We start from the raw sequence: 20,899 nt of genomic DNA on the forward strand, positions 1-20,899 counted from the left end.
CGTGTCGAAAGTGAGTTCGATTTCGCCCAGCGCCGACTTTCGTCGCTCCGGGCGGTCGTCGGTTGACCGACTGCGCAAGACGGTCCCCCGCGCGAGCGTTTTCCACGGCCCGGAAGAACGCGGAGGCAATCGTCCGTCCGAAATCCAGGTCAGCTCAATGTGGTGTGCCAGACGATGGCGGCGGCCAGGGCTCCCGCGCCGTTGACCGACCAGTGCAGGGCGATGGGGGCGAGCAGGCTGCCGCTGCGGTGGCGCAGCCAGGTGAACACCACGCCCGCCGCGGCGGTCGCGAAGACGGCGAGCAGGATCCCGATGACCTGTCCGGCCACGCCACCGCCGACGACTCCGCTCAGGCCGCGGTTGCTGGAGGTAAGCCCCAGGGAGGAGGCGATGTGCCAGAGGCCGAAAAGGAGCGAGCCTGCCGCGAAGACGCCGCGCGCACCGTAGACGCGATCCAGCGTGCCGTAGAGCACGCCGCGGAAGGCCAGTTCCTCGGGAATCACGGTTTGCAGCGGGATGACGATCATCGAGGCGATCATCGCGCCGGAGATGGTGGCGTAGCGGTCGGCCAAGAAGAACGGCCGGGTCAAGGGGAGTGCCGCCCCGATCGCTACGACCGCGATGACCAGCGCCGCCGCGCCGAGCGCGTAGAGCGAACCACGCCGCCAGTACCGGGGCGAAAGGCCCAGCTCCGACCAGCCGAGGCCGCGCCTGCGCATCAGCGCGAGCAGTGCGATCGCCGCGACCGGCACCGTCACGATGCTCGCCCACGCGGTGGTGAAGTGCGCGATCAGATTGGTGCCCGCCAGAACGAGCACGACGACGGCGACATCGAGGTAAGCGCGCGCTCTGTGGCGTTGCTGGATGGGTGCTGCTTGGTCGGGTTGAGCCATCCCGGACCAGTGTACGGCTCTGAAACAGGTTCACTGCGCGCGGCCCGGCGCCGTTCAGCCCGCCCACCCGTGCGGATCGGTCCAGGCCTGCAGGGTGCGCGTGGTCTGGAAGCGGCGCGGCTCCCGGGTGACCGGGTCGGTGAACTCGAGCGAAGCGGCGAGCAATTGCAGCGGCCTGGTGAAGTCGTCGACGGGCTTGTCGGTGAGCACCGGGTAGAAGTCGTCGCCGAGGATGGGGATGCCGAGGCTGTTCATGTGCAGGCGCAGCTGGTGGGTCCGGCCGGTGTGCGGGCGCAGCCGGTAGCGGCCGAAGCCGTCACGGTGCTCGCGCAGTTCGATCTCGGTTTCCGCGTTCGGTTCACCCGGCACCTCCTGGGCGGCGAGCACCTGTTTCTCCTTGATGATCCGGCTGCGCACCACGCGGGGCAGCTCGAGGCCGGGATCGTACGGGGCGATCGCTTCGTATTCCTTGCGCACGGTGCGCTTGTGGAACATGGTCTGGTACGCGCCGCGGCGTGCGGGATTGATCACGAACAGCAGCAGGCCCGCCGTGACGCGGTCGAGCCGATGCGCCGGGATCAGGTCGGGGAGGTCCAGCTCCCGGCGCAGCCGCACCAGCGCGGTCTGCAGGATGTGCTGACCACGCGGAATCGTGGCCAGGAAGTGCGGTTTGTCCACCACCAGCAGGTCGTCGTCGCGATGCACGACGGAGATGTCGAACGGGACCACCGTCTCCTCGGGCAGATCGCGGTGGAACCAGACCGCGCCGCCGGGCACGTACGCCGCGTCGGGGGAGATCGGGCCGTCGAGGTCGACTATGCCGCCCGCACGCAGCAGTTCATCGATCCGCGTCGCGGGCACCCGGGGCAAGCGTTCCACCAAGTGGTCCCGGATGGTCGCCCAGTGACCCTGCTCCGGTAGCCGCAGCCGGGCCGGGTCCAAGCCGTGCCGCTTGGGCAACGGCGGTTGTTGCCGCCTTCTCATCGATATCGACCCTAACCGCAGGCCGGATCCGGGATAACCGAGGCCGGGCCGCGCCGGGCCCTCAGTGGGCGCGGACCGCGATACCCGGGTAATCCAGCACCAAGCCGGACTTGTCGTAGTCCAGGGCGCAGGTGAAGTCGAACTCCGGGGCCTGGTAGTGGAACCGCGGTCCGTGCGCGCCGTCGGCGATGCGGACGTAGCGCTGTTCCAACCGGGCCACCGCGGCGCCGGAGGCGTACACGTAGGCCGCGGCGGCGTCCGCGCCGTCGCCGATCTCCCAGGCCGACCGGTGCACCGGGAGGGCATTGGTCAGCGCGGAGGATTCCAAGTCCACGTCCAGGCAGCCGTCGAGCAGTGGCGCGGGCATGCCGTCCAGCAGCCAGGACCCCGCACCGTCGGACTCCAGCACCAGCGTGTTCCAGCCGCCCGGTTTGCGCACGCCTACCTGCGCTCGGCGCGTCCGCCATTCGGTGTCCAGCGCGATCCGGTAGTCCACCACCCATGCCGCGCCGTCCTCGACGGCCGTCGTGCAGCCGTCGATCAGCACGCCCAGCTCGGTGACCCGGAAGTACGCCACCTCGAATCCCTCGCGGGCGGTGCGGTGCCGCCACGCGGCGGTGGGCGGCGGCGGCTCGAACATCATGGGGATCAGAATCCGCGCAGCCGGTCCGGGGTGACGCGGAGCACGACCGAGTACTCGGCATAGAACTGCTCGTCGGTCAGGTCGATCGAGCGCAGGCCGTCGGCGTACTTCTTCGTGAACGCATCGATCTCGTCCGCGCCGGGGCGTTGGTCGACCACGCGCGCCGTGCCGGTGAGCACCACGACGTCGCCGCCGTGCTCGGTGCTGTTGAGGTTCAGCGAGACCCGGGGATTGCGCTGGATGTTGCGCACTTTCGGCTGGCCCGGCTTGCTGAAGATCAGGAACTCGTCGTCGCGCCACTGGAACCAGACGGGGTTCGGCTGCGGTGTGCCGGTGGGGCCGACGGTGGTCAGCCAGAGAACGGACTCGCGGTCGAGTCGTCCGGCGACTTTCGCGCCGAAATCGGTCTCGGTATCCACGACGGGGGTGGCGGATCGATCGGATGCCGTTGCGGTCATGGCATGGTCAACACCTCGGCCGCCGGGACGATTCCGCTCCACGCACAAAAGCCACTCCGGTGCGTGCGAGTTCATCGCCGTGCGCACCGGCGAGCCGAGGCACGAGCGCCGCGCGTCCATCGCGAACGCCACTACGGCGTGGCCCGCTCGTCGAGCACCATCAGCCGAGCCTCGACCAGCGTTCTGCGTGCGCGCCGCCGGACCCGGCACAATTCGACGCTGCAATCCAGGTGCACCTGCATGGCCGTGTGCGCTTGGCGCGCGGTCAGTTCGCCGGGATCTTTCGCGCAATCGGACAGAACCGGAAAATTCGCCGTGCCATACATATTCGATGCTCCTGCGCGTCGGATGGGTTCGCTTTCGACTTGAAATTAGCTATGCGCACGAGCTATCGGACCAGGATGCGCCCGTCGTTCACGGAGGCTTACCCGGCGCGTCGGGAGTTCGAAAACCACGAGTTCGGAATAGTTTTCGCACATTGACGAAATAAGTCGGCAAGGACAACAGCCGGTATGTCGCCGAGTGGCCGGCGCAATGCCGTTGCGAGACATGACCCGACATGCGGTGCGGGTTCTGCCGCACGAGTCGGCGAGCCGCGAGCATGCGGGCCGCGTGGCCGGATCTGTCAGGCGTCGGCGCATCGAGCGCGAAGCGATGAAGACGGGCCGGACGAGGCAAGGTAACTTAGGCTAACCTTTCTTACTGGGCGTTCCTGTGTGAGGATGGGGCGATTCCAGTGACGGATGCCGCAAGGGTGAGAGACGAGGGTCCAGATGACGGTAGAGGTCGCGCCGCTGCCCGCGGCGCAGACGGGAAACCGGCCGCCGAAGACGGTGCTGAAAGAACGCAAGCAGCAAGAGGCGCGGGCCCGCAAGGAGATTCTCGCGCCCGTGCGCGGCCCGTTGACCGTCGCGAGCGTCATCATGGCCGTCGCGGCGGCGTGCGCGGTCGTGCCCTTCGTGCTGATCGTGGAGGCCTGCCGCGAACTGCTCCGAGACCAAATGGACACCGATCGGGTGTGGCGTCTGCTGACGATCGCGGTGCTGGTCCTTGTGGCTCGCGCCCTGCTCCAAGCCGCCGCGCTGACCTGGACGCATCTGGTCGACGCCGGATATCAGCTCACCGTGCGCCGGGCGCTGGCGGCCAAGCTGACCCGGGTGCCGCTGGGCTGGTTCGGCGAGCGCACGTCCGGTGAGGTGAAGAAGTATCTGCAGGACGACGTGGAGGCCTTGCACTACCTGGTGGCGCACGCGCGCCTGGAGTTCGTCGGCGCGCTCACCGTTCCGCTGATCACCCTCGGGTATCTGTTCACCGTCGAATGGCGGCTCGCCGTGGTCCTGCTGCTGCCGGTCCTGGCGTACGCCGTGCTCTACAGCCGGATGATGGACCGGGACGGACGGGACCGTTTCGTGGTCTACACGCGCTCCGAACAGGCCACCAAGCAGGCGACCATCGAATTCGTCGACGGCATCCAGGTGGTGCGCGCGTTCGGCCAGGCGGGCAAGGCGCACAGCGCGTTCCAGGACGCCGTCGAGCACCAGGCGCGCAGCGTCCACCGGCTGAAGATGCCGATCCTGAAGGTGCAGGCGGCCTCCGACATCGTCGTCACCCCGGTGTTCGTGATGCTGGTCGTGGTCTTCGGCGGATTGGCGGCAGTCGGCCTGGACTGGGTCGAGCCCCTGGATGTGCTGCCGTTCCTGTTGGTCGGTCTGGGGCTGGGCAGCTCGTTGCTCAGTCTCGGCTACGGCGCGCAGGCGCTGCGGGCGGCCGCGGTGGCCGCGCAGCGCCTGCACGATCTACAGCAAACCCCCGAACTGAGCACGGGGGCTCCGGAGGCCGCCGAACCGGCATCCGCGCCCGCAGGCCTGGTCCGGTTCGAAGGGGTCGGCTTCGGCTATCGCTCCGGCCACGACGTGCTGCGCGACATCGACCTCGAACTCGCACCCGGCACCATCACCGCGCTGGTCGGCCCGAGCGGATCGGGCAAGTCGACGCTGGCCAAACTGCTTCCGCGCTTCTACGACGTTGGATCGGGCCGAATCACCATCGGTGGCCGCGACGTCCGCGACTTCCCGAGCGAAGAGCTCTACCGCACGGTCGGATTCGTCTTCCAGGACGTGCGGTTGATTCGCGGCAGCATCCGGGAGAACCTGCGCCTGGCCCGGCCCGACGCCGACGACGCGGCGTTGGAGCGGGCTGCTCGCGCCGCGCAGATCCACGATCGCATCGTGGCGCTGCCGCGTGGCTACGACTCCGAACTCGGCGTCGACGCGACCCTGTCCGGCGGCGAGGCACAGCGGCTTTCCATCGCACGGGCCCTGCTCGCGGACACCCCCGTCCTCGTACTCGACGAAGCGACCGCCTTCGCGGACCCGGAATCCGAAGCGGCGGTGCAGGACGCGCTGGCGGTGCTGGTCGCGGGCCGCACGGTGCTGGTCATCGCGCACCGGTTGCACACCATCACCGGGGTGGATCGAATCCTGGTGCTCGAACGGGGACGACTGGTCGAGCAGGGTGATCACGCGAGTCTCGTCACCGCGGGCGGCGCCTATCAGCGGCTGTGGGAGATCAATGAAGCGGCGCTGGGCCGGATCGTCCTCGTCGACAGTGCGGAGGGTGTCCGATGATTCGCAAGGTGCTGGGGTTGGTTCCGGATGAATTCGCCCACCTCACCCCGAAACTGTTCGCCGTCATCGTGGCGCAGGCCCTCAGTCAGGCCGTGGCGTATCTGCTGCTGGTCCCGGTGCTGACGGCGCTTTTCGACGACGACCTCGGCCGCGCCTGGCTCTGGGCGCTCGGCATGCTCGCCGCCGTCGCGGGCGTGGTGGTGTTCGGTTACCTGCAGGCGGCGATCGGGTTGCGCGTCGGCATCGGCATGCAGCGCGGATTGCAGACTCGGCTCGGCGACCATCTGAACGCACTGCCCCTGGGCTGGTTCGAGACCCATGATGCCGGACCGCTGGGGCGGCTGATGGTCGACAACGTGCGTGAGTTGCAGGGCCTGGTCGCCTATCTGCTGGCCAGGATTCTCACCGGTGTCATCGTCCCGCTCGCGGTCGCGGTCGGCATGCTGGTGGTCGACTGGCGCATCGCGCTGGCCATGCTGCTCGCCGCGCCGGTGCTCTACCTGGTGAACGGCCTGGCCAACCGCGCCTACACCAGCGCGGACCAGCGCATGCACGCGGCGGCGGCCGAAGCCGATTCGCGCGTCATCGAATTCGCTCAGGCCCAGCCGGTCCTGCGCGCGTTCGGCGCGGTGGGCTCGGGAAACCGGGCGCTCGACGCCGCCCTGGCCGGGCAGCGCTCGGCGGGCTCGCGCATGGTGTTCGCCAGCGTGCCGGGGCTGATTCTGTTCGCCCTCTTCGTGCAGGCGGTTTTCCTGGTACTGGTGTACGTCGCGGTGGCGCGGGTGACCGACGGCGCCATCTCCGCTGCCGTCGCGATCGCGCTCATCGCGGTGAGTTCGCGGTTCATCGAACCGCTCAATCAAGCCGCGCAGCTGGGCGGCGCGCTGCGTTCGGCCGGTTCGGCCGCCGACCGCGTCACCGAACTGCTCGACGAACCGGTGCTGCCGGAGGCGGACGCACCGGTCACGCCGGGAACGCCGTCGGTGGTCTTCGACGACGTGAGTTTCGGATACCGTCCCGGTGAGCCGGTGCTTTCGGGGGTGACCTTCAGCGTGCCCGCGGGCACCACCACGGCCATCGTCGGGCCGAGCGGCGCGGGCAAGACGACCTTGCTGCGCTTGGCCGCCCGCTTCTACGACGTGGATTCGGGCCGGGTGGCGGTGGGCGAACACGACGTGCGCGATCAGCCGTCGGCGACGCTGCTCGATCAGCTGTCGCTGGTCTTCCAGAACGTGTACCTGTTCGATCGGTCGGTGGCCGACAACATCCGGATCGGCAGGCCGGAGGCCGATGACGCCGAGGTGCGTCGCGCGGCGGCCGCGGCCAGGGTCGACGAGATCGTCGAGCGTCTTCCCGACGGTTTCGACACCCGGGTCGGCGAGGGCGGCGCGGCGCTGTCCGGCGGTGAGCGCCAGCGCGTCTCGATCGCCAGGGCGCTGCTGAAGGACGCGCCGATCGTGCTGCTGGACGAGGTGACCAGTGCGCTGGATCCGCACAGCGAAGCCGTCGTGGTACGCGGGATGCACGAGATCACCAAGGACAAGACGGTGATCGTCGTAGCGCATCGCCTGGCCACCATCGCCCACGCCGACCAGATCCTGTTCGTGGACGGTGGACGGATCGTGGAGCGCGGTACGCACGCGGAACTGCTCGCCCTCGACGGCCGCTACGCCGCGTTCTGGAACGAGCGATCCCGCGCGGCGGGCTGGCATCTGGAACCTGCCGGCACTTAGCGGCTCACACGTCGAGCGGCCGGGCGGACCCGGCCGCCGTGAGCGCCGGAATATCCGGTGGTCGTGGCGGCCGGCTCGCCTCGTGGTCGGAGCGGGAGCACCGCAGAGGTCGTCATCCGTTGCGGCCGTGAACGAATCGGCTGCCTGTCGCGTTCGGCACGTCGACAAGCGAAAACGCCGCACCGCGCGGGAGCGGTGCGGCGTGGGCGAAAACCCTACTTCCAGTAGGCCTGGGATTTGATCGCGGTCTTGGGCAGGTTGTGCGTCGTCTTGAAGCTCTTCACGATCGAGCGGGTGGTGTGCCCGTCGCAGGCGACCCAGGCGAAGGCGTCGGCCGGGCAGGTGAGTTCCTGGGCCGCTTCGCGCAGCAATCGGCCGTCATCGATGCGCTGCAACCAAGTCACCTGGTGGTGCGGTTTGTTGCGGAGCGGGATCGTGGTGTCGGATTCGTGCTGCCACTCCAGCCAGACCCGCGCCGGGGTGTCGCCGATGGCGTCCAGCAGCGAGTTGATCGCGGGCAGCGAGGCGGTGTCGCCGAAGATGAGGTATTCGCCGGGGGTGGATTCCGGCAGTTGGAAATTCGAGCCGAGCACCGACACCTCGAGTTCGTCACCTACGGAGGCGTTCTGCGCCCAGCGGGCGGCGAGCCCATCGTGCAGCGCGAACTCGATGGCGAAGCGGTCACCGTCGGGGTCCTGGTCGACCAGGGTGTAGCCGCGCTGTTGCAGCTTGCCGCTCTCGTTGTCCGGGAACCAGCACCGAACCCACTGGGTGGGGTGAACCGGGTGATCGGCGAGTAGCCCGCCGGCGGTGAAGCCGAGTCGCACGTACTTGTCGGTGACGTGCTCGGTCGACGTGACGGTGAGCCGGTAGTCGTTCCCGCCCCACGCCTTGACTAACAGACCGTTTAAGCCTTTGCCCATGACACTAAGGTTAGCCTAACGAAAGTTGAATGTCGCGTGGTGCTTTCCGTAGCGCCGCCGATGGGTGCACCCCCGGGCAGTGCCCGGGGGTGCGAGGGTTCGAGATCAGCAGGACAGCGCGAGCGCCGAGGCGAGGCTGCACTCCGCCTGGCGGGTGAGCTTCCAGTAGCCGTCGATCTGCTTCCATGAGACGTCGTAGGTGAAGTCCGGGTAACCCTCGGTGGTGACCAGCAATTGGGCATCGATCCGGTCGCCGGAGGTGGACGGGTTGACCACGCTGTAGCGCAGGCTCGGCGGAGCGGCCGCGAGCAGGCCCGCGATCTTGTCCATCGTCGCGACGCCCGCGTCGCCCGATTCCAGCTCCGCCGCCCGCGCGCTGCGCGAGGCGCCGGTGTTGATCGCTACGCGCAGTTTTGCGGTCAGCTCGCCCGCGCCGGGGGCCTGGGCGTGCAGGGGCGCGACCATGGGCGCCGCCACCGCGGGCGCGACGGTAGCCACCGTGCCGGCGAGCGCGGCCGCGAGCGCGAACGTCGTTGCGGCGAGCCGGGTAAGGGCCTTGTTCGAAGTCCTGGTCATTTGTTCATCCAATCGTTCGCGGGTGTGAGTATCACCGCTCTGGTCGGGCACGAGTGTGCAATATAAGGTAAGCCTATGCAAACATAATCCGGACGGGTTCTGGTTGTCGGTGCGGGAGTGAACCCGTGCACCCAGCGGGAAGCCGCGGGACGTCGGAGAGAGTGGAGAACCGGTGGAAACGCTTCTGGTGATCGGAGCCGGCCCGAAAGCCCTTGCGGTGGCCGCGAAAGCACACGTGATGCGCGAACTCGGCTTGCCCGCGCCGCGGGTCGTCGTCGTCGAGGCGCACGCGGTGGGCGGGAACTGGCTGCCGAGCGGCGGCTGGACCGACGGCAGGCACCGGCTGGGCACCAGCCCGGAAAAGGACGTGGGCTTCCCGTATCACTCGACCTGGGCGCGCGGGCGCAACCAGGAGATCAACGCGGCCATGATGGCTTACAGCTGGACGTCGTTCCTGATCGAGCAGGGCACCTACGCGGAATGGATCGATCGAGGTCGTCCGAATCCGGCCCATCACGTCTGGGCCAAGTATCTCCAATGGGTGGCGCGCCGGATCGATCTCGAACTCGTCTCCGGCACGGTGCGTTCCATCGGCGCCGCCGCCGACGGCTGGCTCGTCACCGCGACGGATCCCGACGGCGGCACGATCCGGCTGGACGCGACCGGGCTGATGATCACCGGTCCTGGTGTCAGCACCAAGGCACTCGCCGACCATCCGCGAGTGTTGAGCATCGCGCAATTCTGGGATCTGGCCGGGCGGCGCAGCCTGCCCGTCGCCTCCCGGGTCGCGGTGATCGGTGGCGGCGAGACGGCGGGATCGGCGTTGGACGAGCTGGTGCGCCACGGCATGCTGTCGATCTCGGTGATCTCGCCGATGGCGACGATCTACACCCGTGGCGAAAGCTATTTCGAGAACTCGCTGTTCAGCGATCCGGTCAAGTGGGCGGCATTGACCGTCCAGGAACGGCGCGACGTCATCCGCAGGACCGACCGCGGCGTCTTCTCTGTGCGGGTGCAGGAGAGCCTGCTCGGCGACAGTCGGGTACATCACTTGCAGGGCCGTGCGGTTCGCGTCGCCGAGCAGGGTGACGGGGTGGCGCTGACGCTGCGCAACGAGCGGCGTCCGGACCAATCGCATACTTTCGACCTGGTCATCGATGCCACCGGCGGCCAGCCGCTGTGGTTCCTGAACCTGTTCGATCAGGACGCGGCGGACCTGCTGGAGCTGGCGGTCGGCGGCAGGCCCACCCAGGAGCGGATCGAGGTATCGATCGGCTACGACCTCGCCGTGTCGGGGATGGAGACCAAGCTCTACCTGCCCAACCTTGCGGCGGTCGCGCAGGGGCCCGGGTTCCCGAATCTCAGTTGCCTGGGCGAACTTTCCGATCGGGTACTGCAACCGGCCACCCGGCGGTCCGGTGCGCACCTCACGGGCGCCGCCGCGCGGGCGCTCGGATGAGTGCCCACGCTGTCGACGCCGCGCACCGCGCCTCACTGCCGCACAGTCGGGATGTCCGCCGGGGTGCGCGGCAGATAGTAGAGCGTGATGCGGCGGTCCGGACGGATGTCGAACTCGCCGAGGTCGGGAACGCCGAACCGCTCGGCCATGCGCCGCACCGCGACATTCCGGTGATCGGGTTCGACCAGGATGCGACGGCAGTTCGATTCCGCGAAGATCCCGGCCAGCAGGCCGCTGACGAAGGCGAACATGATGCCTCGCCCGATCGCCTCCGGGTCGGCGGTGGCCAGGTGGAAGGCCACGTCATAGGGGTCGGCGTGGTAGATCCTGGCGATCTCGTCCTTGGCCGGACGATACAACTCCAGGTAGGCGATGTCGCGACGGCCCAGTTCCGGCCTGCCCGCGGCGGCGAAGTCGTAGCCGACGATGCATGGGCGGGAATAGGTTCCGGCCAGCTGCGCGCGCAGATTCTGCCTGCGCAGTTCGACGGGCCACGGCTGCTCCCACGACTCGATCAGATGCGGCCGGTTCATCCACTCGGTGAGCAGCTCGGCGTCGGCGCCGTCCGCGTCGACCGTCCGGATGTCGAACGGAGCGGGCAGGGCGGGCAGTGGCGGAGCGGGCACGGCCCGCAGTTCGTCGGAGATGTCGGTCAGCTCGCGCGCGATGACATAGGGCGTTTCAGTGGGGTTCATCGGTCGTCGAGCTCCGTTCGGTAGTGGCCCTGCTGGATGAATGTAAGGTTATCCTATGCTAACCTCCCGTGGTCGGCGAGGCTCTGCCGTTCCCGGAGGACGGCGCGGGGCAGCGCGCCGCGGCCGAATCCATTTGTCCGCGGTGTCTTTTCGCTGATACCGCGTTATGTGTAGGAGCTGTTGGATGTCGAGAAAACCCGGGTGGATTCGGAAGTTCCACAAGCCCGCCGTGGAAACGCTGCCGACCCTGGTGCTGTTCCCCCACGCAGGCAGTGGAGCCTCGACCTACCGCACCATGTCCAAGAGGCTCAGTGCGGATTTCGACGTCGTCCTCGTGCAATATCCGGGACGTCAGGATCGGGCCGCCGAACCGATGCCCGCCAGCCTTTCCGAACTCGCGGCCGGTGCGCTCGCGGAATTTCTCGAATCCCCGTATCACCGCGGTATTCCGATCACGGTATTCGGGCACAGCGTCGGCGCGATGGTGGCCTTCGAGTTCGTCCGTCAGGCCGAGGCCGCCGGGGTGCCGGTGGCGCTGCTCGGCGCGTCCAGCGCGGTGGCGCCCGCCTTGGTCGCCGACAGCGAACCGCTGCCGACCGAGGAGGAGGCGCTGCTCGACCGGCTCGCGGCCCTGAACGGCACCGGCGCGGATGTTTTGGCCGATCGCGACATCATGCGGATGACACTGCCCGCGCTGCGGGCCGACTATCGCGCTTTCGATGCCTACGTGTGCGAGCCGGAGGTGCGGGTCGGCGCGCGGATCGAGGTCATCGGCGGCGCCGACGACGACTTCGTCACCGTCGCCGAACTGCGCCCATGGCTCGCGCACAGCGCTCGGGGCGGTTCGGTCACGCTCTTCGACGGCGGGCACTTCTATTTGTACGACCACATCGACGGCATCGCGGAATTGCTCTCCGCCGCAGCCGCCGACGCCGGACAGTCCGCTCTTTCCAGTTAGGTTCAGCATGTCAGGATCGGCTTCGGGGGACGAAGACCATATCGTCATCGTCGGAATCGGGGTCGAGGCCCCCGGCGGAATAAACAGTCCACAGGAATTCTGGTCGGCGCTCACCGACTCGAAAGAACTCATCGGGACGCTGCCGCGCGACCGGGAATGGCCGATCGAACAGCTGCTCACCCTCGGTCGCAACGACGGCTGGACCGACGTTCACGATGCGGGCGGGTTTCTTTCCGAAGCAACGGAATTCGATGCGGCATTCTTCGGAATCACGCCGCGGGAAGCCGTCGCGATGGATCCGCAGCAACGCGTGGGCTTGCGCGTCGCGTGGCGGGCGGTCGAGGACGCCGGACTGAATCCCGGCGCCGTCGACGGCGCCGACGCGGGATGCTGGATGGGCGTCACGCCGTTGGAGTACGGCCCGCGCATGGCGAGCGTCAGCGAGCACAGCGGCTATCGGATGACCGGCACCACGCTCGGCGCGGTGGCCGGCCGGATCTCGCACAGCCTGGGGCTGATCGGGCCTTCGATCAGTGTGGACACCTCCTGCGCGGCCGGTTTGACCGCCCTGCATCAGGCGGCGGCGGCGATCCGGGCGGGCGAATGCGACTGGGCCCTGGCCGGTGGCGTGTGCGTGATGGGTTCACCCGGGATGTTCGTCGAGTTCGCGAAGAACAACGCGCTGTCGACCGACGGCCACTGCCGCGCGTACTCCGCGGGCACCACCGGGACCCTGTGGGGCGAGGGCGCGGGAGTGGTTGTGCTGGAGACGGAATCGCGGGCACGGCGGCTCGGTCATCGGATCTACGCGCGGCTGCTCGGCTCCCGGGTCAATCACAACGGCAAGGGCGCCCCGCTGGCCGTGCCCAGCGCCGACGCGCAGCAACGGCTGATCCGCGCGGCGCTCACCGCGGCCCGCGTCGCCCCGGAACACATCGGTCTTGTCGAAGGGCATGGCACCGGCACGGCGGTGGGCGACCCCATCGAACTGACCGCGCTCATGCGGATGTACGGCGCGCCCGAACGTGCGCGGGGCGCGCTGCTGGGATCGGTCAAGTCGAACATCGGTCACACGCAGGCGGCGGCGGGCATGCTCGGCCTGATCAAGATGCTGCTGTGCGGCGCGAACGGTCACGTCGTGCCGAGTCTGTGGGCCCAGAACCCGACCGACGCGGTCGACTGGGAGACCACGAGCCTGCGGCTGGCCACGAAATACGCACCGTGGGAGCCGATCGATGGCGTCCGCTACGGAGCGGTGTCGGCGTTCGGGGTGGCGGGGACCAACGCGCACGCGATCGTCGGGATGCCCGTTCTGGAGGAGGACAGTGATGCCTGAGTATCGGCTACCGGACGGCACCACCCCGGTCCTGTTCTCCTCGGACACCGCCGCCGGGCTGCGTGCCGAGGCCGCCGCGATCCTGGCCTACTCCGAAACCCACCCGCGGGTGGACCCCGATCGACTGGCGAGCCATCTGTTCCGCACCAGGATCGCCCGCAGGTTTCGCGCGCTGGCCATGGTCACGACGCGCGAGGAGTTGCTCGACGCGTTGCGGTCGGTCGCGGCGGACGCCGCGCATCCCGCGGTGGTGACCTCCGACGGCGCCGTCGCGGCACGCCGCGTCGGATTCGTCTTCCCCGGCCAGGGCAGCCAGCGCCCCGGCATGGGCAAGCCGTACTACGACTTCTCGCCCGCGTACCGGGCCGCCGTGGACGAGTGCGCGGCGGTGCACGAGGAGCGATTCGGCCATGCGCGGCCGGTGCGCTATCTGCTCGCGGCCGACGAGGAATACGGCGAAACGCTCTGGGAAGTGCAGCCCGCCAGAATGTTCCACCTGATCGGCTTGGCCGCCATGTGGCGGGCGGCGGGCGTGCGTCCCGCCGCGACCATCGGACACAGTCAGGGTGAACTCGCCGCCTGCGTGGTCGCCGGGGCGCTGACGTTGCGCGATGCGGTGTCGATCGTCACGCACCGGGCCGAACTGCTGGAGCGGGACCTGTCGGACGGGTACGCGGTGGCCGTGCTCGGCGCCGACCGGGAGGAATGTGAGGAGCTGCTGGCCCGGAATTCGGGGTGGGCGGAGGTCTCCATCGTCAACTCGCCTCGTCTGATCGGCGTCTCCGGCCACGAGGCCGCCATCGCGGAACTCGTGGCGACCGCGACGGGCAAAGGGCTGTTCGCCAAGCAGATTCAGATGTCCTTCCCGTCGCACACCTCCGCGATGACGCGGTTGCGCGGCGAATTCCAGTCCGGGCTGGAGGAACTGAGCAGCAAGACCTTCGCGATCGGCGATATCGCCTGCTACGGAGGCACGCTCGGGGCGGCGATCACCGCCGAGTCGACGCATCACGATTACTGGTACTGGAACCTGCGCAACCGGGTCCGCTTCGATCGCGCGATCGCGGCGGCGGCCGAGAACGTGGACACCTTCATCGAGATCGCCGAGCATCCGACGTTGCAGCCGGCGTTGCGGGAGAATCTGGCCCACGTCGCGCCGGAGCCGGGGCGGGCCGCCCGTGAGTTCCGCATCGCCGGGACGTCCCTGCGCACCGCGAACGGGCTTGGTGAGTTCACCCGGAATCTGGCCGAGGTCGCGGTGCACGACCTGCACTACGACTGGCAGGCACTGCGCACCGGATCGCAGGAGCGCCCGACGCTGCCGTTGCGTGACTTCCCCGCCACGGTGATGAATCAGAAGAGGCTGTGGGCGCCGTACCAATCGGGGACCGAAGCGCCGGTCCCGGTCGCCGTGCCGCCCGTGCGGTTGCGCGAGGAGTGGACCAAGTTGTCCCGGTTCGCGCTGGCCGCACCGCGGACCGTGCTGCTCGCCGATCACGACGCTCGCGCCGACGAACTCGCGGCGGCGATGCACGCGCGGGCCCCGCGCCACGGCGTCGCCATCTGCGACACCGAGACCCCCGCCGATACCATGGTGCTGCTGCTCGCGCCGGCTGTGGCCGAGGACGAAGAAGGCGCGGTCGCGGAACTCGCCGAGTTCGCTCGCATTACCGAACAGTTGACCACGATCGCTCCGGGCGTCACCGAATGCTGGCTGGTGACAACCGGTGCGGAGGCCGCGACTCCGGAAGACGCCCCGTCCCTCGCCCACTCGGCGGCGAGCGCCGCGTATCGCAGCCTGGGCCTGGACCATCTCGGCATCGCGTTCCGGCACCTCGACCTGCCGCCGGACGCCGCGTCGCTGAAGCCGACCACGATGGCCGACAAGATCTTCGAAGCCATGCATGTGCTGGGCGAGCCCGAACTCGCGCTGCGGAACGGAAAGTTGCATGCGAAGCGTCTCGTCCGCGCCGAGCCGGGCGGTGCGTCGACGCCTCCGGATCTGCGCGAGGTCTTGATTCTCGGTGGGACCGGACACGTCGGCCTCGAGTTCTGCGCGCAGTTCGTCCGCGACGGCGCGCGCCGGATCACCCTGGTGAACCGCACCGGGGAGACGAGCGCGCTCACCGAGCGGCTGCGGGTGATACGCGAACTCGGCCGGACCGAGATCGACGTGGTGGCCTGCGATATCACCGAAGCGGCCGCGGTGGCCGACCTGGCGCGGCGTTTCGCCGATCGTCCGGTGAGCGTGGTCGTGCACGCGGCGGTCCAGTACGCGTGGTCACGGTTCGAATCGGCCGCGGTCGCCGACGCAGCCGCGGCGAAGGTGCTCGGACTCGCCGGGGTGCTGCGCACGGTGCCATCGGCCGCCGGCTGCACCGTCCTGTTGTGCTCCTCGTTCGTGGCCACGCTCGGTGGGCGTGAACAGGCGTTGTACGCGGCCACGAATCGCATGCTCGACAGCCTCGCCGTACGGCTGCGGGCGCAGGGCGGGGATTGCGTGTCGGTGCAATGGGGACTGTGGGGGTTGCCCGGTGCGGAACACGCCGCCGTGGAGGCGCGAATCCTCGGTGCGGGTTTGCAGCCGATGCCCGCCGCGCCCGCGATCGCGGCTGGCATCGCCGATCGCACCGGGAACGGGATCGTGCTGTCCGCGGACTGGGAGCGGTTGCGTGAGACGGTCGAACTCGTCGGCCTGACAACGGTTTTCGCGCCCGCCCTCCCGGCTCCCGAGCCTTCGGCGCCCGTGGCCGCACCGTCCACGCCGCCGGTGTCCGCAGCCGAGCCGGAAGCGAACGGGACAGACGATCTCGCGGAGATCATCCGGCGTGAACTCGGACAAGTGATGCTCCTCGACGGTCCCGACCGCATCGACGGCTCGGTCCCGCTGGTCGCGCTCGGCTTCGACTCGTTGCAGGCGGTCGATCTGCGCGCCCGGTTGAAGACGACGCTGCACCGCGAGCTGCCGGTCGCGGCCGTCCTGGGCGGCGCGTCCCTGGACGACGTCGTGCTGCTCATGTCCGAGAACCGAGGCTGATGGTGGCCGAGAACACAGGCTCAGGAGGCCGCTTCATGTCGGAGAACACGCAGGCGCCCATGCCGGAGATCGAGGACGTGCTCGCGCTGAGCCCGTTGCAGGAGGGCTTGTTCTCACTGGCCAGGCTGGCCGGAGAAGGCGATCTGTACGCACTGCAATTCGTCTACGAGATCGCGGGACCCGTCGATGTGGCACTGCTGCGCCGCAGCGTCGAGACGATTCTGCGGCGGCACGCGAACCTGCGCGCGTCGTTCTGGGATCGCGACCTTCCCCGGCCGGTGCAGATCGTGCCCGTCGCGGCGGAGCTGCCGTGGGCCGAACGCGCGATCGACCCGGCCGACGACCTCGACGCCGTCATCGCCGCCGAAACACGGGCGCCGTTCGACCTGGCCCGAGGCCCGCTGCTGCGCGTGCTGCTGCTGCGGCTGCCGGACGACACCCGGCGTCTGGTCCTGACCGCGCACCACATCCTGCTGGACGGCTGGTCGCTCGGCGTGTTCTTCCGGGAGCTGTTCGCCCTGTACCAGGCGGGCGGCGCGGCGGACGGGCTGCCCGCACCCCGGCCCTACCGGGACTACATCGGCTGGCTGTCCGCCCGCGACAACGGAATCGCACTGCGCGCCTGGCGGGAATACCTCGGTGATCTCGATCCGCTGATCATCGCCGACCGCGGCGATTCCACGGTCAACACCATCGTGCCCACGATCGACACGCTGACGCTGGACGCGGCCGACACCAGCCGGTTGACGGCATGGGCGCGCGCGAACGCGCTGACGATGAACACCGTCGTGCAGTACGCCTGGTCGGTCGTGCTCGGCAGGCTGACCGACCGGAGCGACGTGGTCTTCGGCACCACCGTCTCGGGGCGGCCGGACGAGCTGTCCGGTGTCGAGACCATGATCGGGTTGTTCATCAACACCGTCCCCGTCCGCGTGGCTATCGGCGCCGGCAATGTGGTGCGCGACTGCGCGCGGCTGCAACGCGAGGCGGCTCCGATGCGTGATCTCGCCTACGTCAGCCTGTCCGCGATTCAGCGGTCGGTGGGTTCCGGCACGCTGTTCGACACGCTGTTCGTGTACGAGAACGCGCCCATGTCCGATGTGCTGCGCCCCATCGAGGCGGCCGACGGCGTTCGGTTCCGGCCGATCACGTCGGAGAGCCTGACCCACTACCCGCTCGCGGTGACCTCGTTCCTGTACGAGGGGCAGCTGGTGGTGACGGTCGAGGCGGTGCAGGCGGCGTTGCGCACCCTGTCCGGTCCCGACGTCGCGGCGCGGTTGATCTCGGTGCTGCGGCAGTTACCCGAGATCGGCGAGCGCGGGCCCGACGCTCTGGACGTGCTGCTAGCTGGCGAGAGCGCGCGGCCACCGGCCGCCACCGCCGAAGACGTGCGCGGTGTGACCATATGGGAGCTGTTCGCGCGCCAGGTGGCCGCCACACCGGACGCGCTCGCGCTCAGCACCGAGCACGAGCGGTACACCTACCGCGAGTTGTCCGACGCCGCAGTGGGTTTGGCGGGTGTCATCGCCGCCTACGGCGCCGGTCCGGAAGATGTCGTCGCCCTGGCCTTGCCGCGGTCGGCTCAGTCGATCGTGGCGATCCTCGCCGTGCTCGCCACCGGCGCGGCCTATGTGCCCGTCGACATCACGCTGCCCGCCACCCGCATCGAATCGATCGTGCGCCGATCCCGTCCGCGACTGATCCTGGTCGACGACTGGGGCCTGCCCGCGCTCCACGAGATCGGGGACAGCCCGCGGATACTGCTGATGGACCAGCTCTCCGAGAATCTGCCTGCGTTCACACCCGCGCCCGGCCGCCGCACGGACCAGTCCGCCTACCTGATCTTCACCTCCGGTTCCACCGGGGAACCCAAAGGCGTCGTGGGCACCCACTCCGCGCTGGCCGCGTACTTCGCCGACCACCGCGACCGGGTCTACCGGCCCGCCGTGGCGCGGCTCGGGCGGCCGCTGCGGATCGCGCACGCCTGGTCGCTCAGTTTCGACGCCTCCTGGCAACCGCTGATCGGACTGCTCGACGGACACGCCATCCACCTGTTCGACGCCGAGGAGATGCGCGACGCGCGACGTCTGGTCGACGGCATCATCCGGCACGGACTGGACATGATCGACACGACCCCCTCGATGTTCGCCCAGCTCGCCGCGGCCGGGCTGGTCGACGCGGGCACCACGCCGCTGTCCGTGCTCGCGCTCGGCGGCGAGGCCATCGGCGTTCCGCTGTGGAAGCAGTTGTGCGCGCTGCCCGATACCGCCGTGCACAACTGCTACGGCCCCACCGAGACGACGGTGGAGGCGGTGGTGGCCGCGGTGGTCGACGGCGATGCCGAACCGGCCATCGGGGCGCCGGTCACCGGGATGACCGGTTATGTCCTGGATTCGCGGCTGCGGCAGGCGCCGGTGGGCGTCGTGGGCGAGCTGTATCTCGCCGGCGCTCAGGTCGCCCGCGGTTATGTCGGCATGCCGGGAATCACCGCGGGCCGGTTCGTCGCCGATCCGCACCGCGCGGGCGAGCGGATGTATCGCACCGGTGATCTGGTGCGCCGCTTGCCCTCCGGCGATCTGGCCTACGTCGGCCGGGCGGACGATCAGGTGAAGATCCGCGGCTACCGGATCGAGATCGGCGATATCGAGACGGCCTTGCTCGCGCTGCCGGGCGTGCGGGCCGCCGCGGTGGTCGTGGTGCGCCGAGCGGGTGGTCCCGCCCTGGCCGCGTTCGCCGTGGGTGACGGTCTCGACGCGGTGCGGTTGCGCGCCGCGCTGACCGAGCGGCTGCCCGGTTACATGGTGCCGAACCGGATTCTGGTCGTCGAGCAGCTGCCGGTGACCAGCAACGGAAAGCTCGACGCGAAGCGGCTCGCGGTGCTCGCCGAGGATCGGGCCGCCGGTGCGGGAGCGGGCGCGGCCCCCGCGCGCACCGGCACCGAACGCAGGCTGTGCGCCGCGGTGGCCGAGCTGTCCGGCGGTCCCGTCCCCGGTATCGATGACGACCTGGTCGGCCTCGGCATGGACAGCATCGTGGCGATCTCCCTGGTGAATCGACTACGGCGCGACGGCCTTTCGATCAGCCCCAAGGTGGTCCTGAGCGCCTCGACGATCCGGGAACTCGCCGCGCGGATCGACGCGGAAGCAGGCCGCGAACGGGCGTCGACCTCCGAGGGGTACGGCCCGGTCGGTCCGACGCCGATCGTGTCCTGGATGCACGAGTACGGGGGCTACCGCAGGCTCGCCCTGAGCAACCTGCTCGAGCTGCCCGACGGCATCGATCAGGACGGGCTCACCGCCGTGTTGCAGGCGTTGCTCGACGGCCACGACATGCTGCGGGCCCGTTTCGTCACCACCTCGGAGGGCTACGAACTCCACACCCGCGCTCCGGGCAGCGTACGCGCGCAGGACATCCTGTCCCGGGTCGACGAAGGCGACGACTTCCACGCGACGCTGGCGGCTCGCGGCCACGCGGTCGCCGACGAGATCGATCCGTTCACCGGCGATCTGGTGCGCGCCGTGTGGTTCGCCAGATCCGGCGCCCCTGACGTGCTGCTGCTCACCATCCACCACCTGGCCGTCGACCCGGTCTCCTGGTACATCATCTCCGCCGACCTGGAAGCGTGCTGGGCGGAGGTCGCCGCGGGACGCACGCCGACCCCGGCCGTCGAGCACACCGGCTACCGGCAGTGGGCCCGGCTGCTGCGCGAACGAGTGGGCTCCGAGGCGGTTTCGGCTCAGCGCGACTACTGGACGCGCCAGGTCGCCGCACCGGATCCGGTGCTCGGCGCCCGGTTGCCCGACCCGACGACCGACACCTGGGCTTCCTACCGGGTCCACCCGGTGCCGACCTCGGCCGAGACGAGCGCCGCGATCCTGGACAGCCTCGGCGGTGGCGCGGCCGGGGTGCGCGAATTCCTGCTGGCCGCATTGACGATGACGCTGGCGAGCTGGCGCGCGGAACGCGGTCAGGACCCCGCCGCGGGCGCGTATGTCGCGCTGGAAGGCCACGGCCGGGAGGACGAGGTCCTCGGCGCCGACGTCGACAGCGCGCACTCGGTGGGCTGGTTCACCAGCATCGTGCCCGCCCGGCTCGGCGCGGGCGCCGAGAGCGTGGATGTGGCGACGGCTCTGGCGGATCCGGTTCGTGCCGCCGCTCTGCTCGAGCACATCGCGAAGCACCTGGCCGAACTGCCGAACGGCGGTGTGGACTTCGGCGTGCTGCGCTACCTCGACCGAGCGCCCGAGCTGGCCGGCGCGCCGCAGCCGCAGGTGCTCTTCGACTACCTGGGCCGGTTCGACATGGCCGGCGCGGGGCGGCCATGGGCGCCGATCCCGGATCTGGCGTTGCACGAGTGTCTTCCGCTCGTCGCGGAGCCCGACTTCCCGCTTCGCTACGCGCTCGATGTCGTCTCGGCGGTGCGGACCACCGCCGACGGGCCGCAGCTGGTCACCATGCTCCGCTGGAGCGAGGCGGTGTTCACCGCCGCCGAGGTGGCCCGGCTCGCCGAGCTGTGGCACGACGCCGTCGCGGCGCTCGAGCGCGCCGTCTCCGTGGTGACCGTCGGCGCCGACTGA

Annotated in this window: 15 protein-coding genes; 7 read left to right on the forward strand and 8 right to left on the reverse strand. The window is 69.4% G+C overall.

The annotated features are described in order from the left end of the window. Positions 1-149: 149 nt before the first annotated feature. The 5 genes from ACZ6DL_RS24150 to ACZ6DL_RS24170 all read right to left on the reverse strand — a co-directional run bounded on the left by ACZ6DL_RS24150 (position 150) and on the right by ACZ6DL_RS24170 (position 3,304). Positions 150-893: a lysostaphin resistance A-like protein gene (locus tag ACZ6DL_RS24150; protein WP_466054379.1), complete on the reverse strand. Its 744-nt coding sequence runs from the start codon at positions 891-893 to the stop codon at positions 150-152. Positions 894-947: 54 nt separating this feature from the next. Beyond that, a complete protein-coding gene (locus ACZ6DL_RS24155; RefSeq protein WP_466054381.1) occupies positions 948-1,877 on the reverse strand; it encodes an RluA family pseudouridine synthase in 930 nt (309 codons plus the stop codon). Between the two features lie 61 nt (positions 1,878-1,938). Further along, the gene (locus ACZ6DL_RS24160; protein WP_466054383.1) at positions 1,939-2,520 is read right to left on the reverse strand and encodes a putative glycolipid-binding domain-containing protein; all 582 of its coding nucleotides are present in this window, start codon (positions 2,518-2,520) and stop codon (positions 1,939-1,941) included. 5 nt (positions 2,521-2,525) lie between these two features. Further along, a complete protein-coding gene (locus ACZ6DL_RS24165) occupies positions 2,526-2,978 on the reverse strand; it encodes a TIGR03667 family PPOX class F420-dependent oxidoreductase (protein WP_466054385.1) in 453 nt (150 codons plus the stop codon). Between the two features lie 131 nt (positions 2,979-3,109). Next, positions 3,110-3,304: a hypothetical protein gene (locus tag ACZ6DL_RS24170; RefSeq protein ID WP_466054387.1), complete on the reverse strand. Its 195-nt coding sequence runs from the start codon at positions 3,302-3,304 to the stop codon at positions 3,110-3,112. Positions 3,305-3,751: 447 nt separating this feature from the next. Here ACZ6DL_RS24170 and ACZ6DL_RS24175 point away from each other — a divergent pair, with 447 nt between their 5' ends. After that, positions 3,752-5,605, forward strand: a complete 1,854-nt coding sequence (locus ACZ6DL_RS24175) for an ABC transporter ATP-binding protein (RefSeq protein ID WP_466054389.1) — start codon at positions 3,752-3,754, stop codon at positions 5,603-5,605. Then, a complete protein-coding gene (locus ACZ6DL_RS24180) occupies positions 5,602-7,338 on the forward strand; it encodes an ABC transporter ATP-binding protein (RefSeq protein ID WP_466054391.1) in 1,737 nt (578 codons plus the stop codon). The genes ACZ6DL_RS24175 and ACZ6DL_RS24180 overlap by 4 nt, the downstream gene beginning before the upstream one ends. 215 nt (positions 7,339-7,553) lie before the next feature. Here the strand turns inward: ACZ6DL_RS24180 and ACZ6DL_RS24185 are convergent, their stop codons facing one another. Both ACZ6DL_RS24185 and ACZ6DL_RS24190 read right to left on the reverse strand, forming a co-directional pair. Then, positions 7,554-8,261: a siderophore-interacting protein gene (locus tag ACZ6DL_RS24185; protein WP_466054393.1), complete on the reverse strand. Its 708-nt coding sequence runs from the start codon at positions 8,259-8,261 to the stop codon at positions 7,554-7,556. Positions 8,262-8,366: 105 nt separating this feature from the next. Then, positions 8,367-8,837, reverse strand: coding sequence for an MTB12 C-terminal domain-containing protein (locus ACZ6DL_RS24190; RefSeq protein ID WP_040864854.1), 471 nt, complete (start codon positions 8,835-8,837; stop codon positions 8,367-8,369). A gap of 172 nt (positions 8,838-9,009) precedes the next feature. Here ACZ6DL_RS24190 and ACZ6DL_RS24195 point away from each other — a divergent pair, with 172 nt between their 5' ends. After that, positions 9,010-10,296: a SidA/IucD/PvdA family monooxygenase gene (locus ACZ6DL_RS24195; protein WP_466054395.1), complete on the forward strand. Its 1,287-nt coding sequence runs from the start codon at positions 9,010-9,012 to the stop codon at positions 10,294-10,296. A 32-nt stretch (positions 10,297-10,328) separates the two neighbouring features. Here the strand turns inward: ACZ6DL_RS24195 and ACZ6DL_RS24200 are convergent, their stop codons facing one another. Then, on the reverse strand, positions 10,329-10,991 hold the full coding sequence (locus ACZ6DL_RS24200) for a GNAT family N-acetyltransferase (protein WP_466054397.1): 663 nt from the start codon (positions 10,989-10,991) through the stop codon (positions 10,329-10,331). A 184-nt stretch (positions 10,992-11,175) separates the two neighbouring features. Here ACZ6DL_RS24200 and ACZ6DL_RS24205 point away from each other — a divergent pair, with 184 nt between their 5' ends. The 4 genes from ACZ6DL_RS24205 to ACZ6DL_RS24220 are packed head-to-tail and all read left to right on the forward strand — an operon-like array spanning position 11,176 to position 20,899. Further along, positions 11,176-11,949 carry a thioesterase II family protein gene (locus tag ACZ6DL_RS24205; RefSeq protein ID WP_466054399.1) on the forward strand — a complete coding sequence of 258 codons (774 nt, stop codon included), beginning with the start codon at positions 11,176-11,178 and terminating at the stop codon, positions 11,947-11,949. A gap of 7 nt (positions 11,950-11,956) precedes the next feature. Further along, positions 11,957-13,285, forward strand: coding sequence for a beta-ketoacyl [acyl carrier protein] synthase domain-containing protein (locus ACZ6DL_RS24210; protein WP_466054401.1), 1,329 nt, complete (start codon positions 11,957-11,959; stop codon positions 13,283-13,285). Beyond that, complete coding sequence (gene nbtC / locus ACZ6DL_RS24215) at positions 13,278-16,322, forward strand: nocobactin polyketide synthase NbtC (RefSeq protein WP_466054403.1); 3,045 nt, start codon at positions 13,278-13,280, stop codon at positions 16,320-16,322. Before ACZ6DL_RS24210 ends, nbtC begins: the two co-directional genes overlap by 8 nt. A gap of 35 nt (positions 16,323-16,357) precedes the next feature. Then, complete coding sequence (locus ACZ6DL_RS24220) at positions 16,358-20,899, forward strand: amino acid adenylation domain-containing protein (RefSeq protein WP_466054405.1); 4,542 nt, start codon at positions 16,358-16,360, stop codon at positions 20,897-20,899.

The organism is Nocardia sp. NPDC041819, from assembly GCF_055590505.1.

Excerpts from the sequence above, each read along its gene's own strand:
- ACZ6DL_RS24150 (WP_466054379.1), bottom strand. The coding sequence starts at position 893 with ATGGCTCAACCCGACCAAGCAGCACCCATCCAGCAACGCCACAGAGCG.
- ACZ6DL_RS24155 (WP_466054381.1), bottom strand. The coding sequence starts at position 1,877 with ATGAGAAGGCGGCAACAACCGCCGTTGCCCAAGCGGCACGGCTTGGAC.
- ACZ6DL_RS24160 (WP_466054383.1), bottom strand. The coding sequence starts at position 2,520 with ATGATGTTCGAGCCGCCGCCGCCCACCGCCGCGTGGCGGCACCGCACC.
- ACZ6DL_RS24165 (WP_466054385.1), bottom strand. The coding sequence starts at position 2,978 with ATGACCGCAACGGCATCCGATCGATCCGCCACCCCCGTCGTGGATACC.
- ACZ6DL_RS24170 (WP_466054387.1), bottom strand. The coding sequence starts at position 3,304 with ATGTATGGCACGGCGAATTTTCCGGTTCTGTCCGATTGCGCGAAAGAT.
- ACZ6DL_RS24175 (WP_466054389.1), top strand. The coding sequence starts at position 3,752 with ATGACGGTAGAGGTCGCGCCGCTGCCCGCGGCGCAGACGGGAAACCGG.
- ACZ6DL_RS24180 (WP_466054391.1), top strand. The coding sequence starts at position 5,602 with ATGATTCGCAAGGTGCTGGGGTTGGTTCCGGATGAATTCGCCCACCTC.
- ACZ6DL_RS24185 (WP_466054393.1), bottom strand. The coding sequence starts at position 8,261 with ATGGGCAAAGGCTTAAACGGTCTGTTAGTCAAGGCGTGGGGCGGGAAC.
- ACZ6DL_RS24190 (WP_040864854.1), bottom strand. The coding sequence starts at position 8,837 with ATGACCAGGACTTCGAACAAGGCCCTTACCCGGCTCGCCGCAACGACG.
- ACZ6DL_RS24200 (WP_466054397.1), bottom strand. The coding sequence starts at position 10,991 with ATGAACCCCACTGAAACGCCCTATGTCATCGCGCGCGAGCTGACCGAC.
- ACZ6DL_RS24205 (WP_466054399.1), top strand. The coding sequence starts at position 11,176 with ATGTCGAGAAAACCCGGGTGGATTCGGAAGTTCCACAAGCCCGCCGTG.
- ACZ6DL_RS24210 (WP_466054401.1), top strand. The coding sequence starts at position 11,957 with ATGTCAGGATCGGCTTCGGGGGACGAAGACCATATCGTCATCGTCGGA.
- nbtC (WP_466054403.1), top strand. The coding sequence starts at position 13,278 with ATGCCTGAGTATCGGCTACCGGACGGCACCACCCCGGTCCTGTTCTCC.
- ACZ6DL_RS24220 (WP_466054405.1), top strand. The coding sequence starts at position 16,358 with ATGTCGGAGAACACGCAGGCGCCCATGCCGGAGATCGAGGACGTGCTC.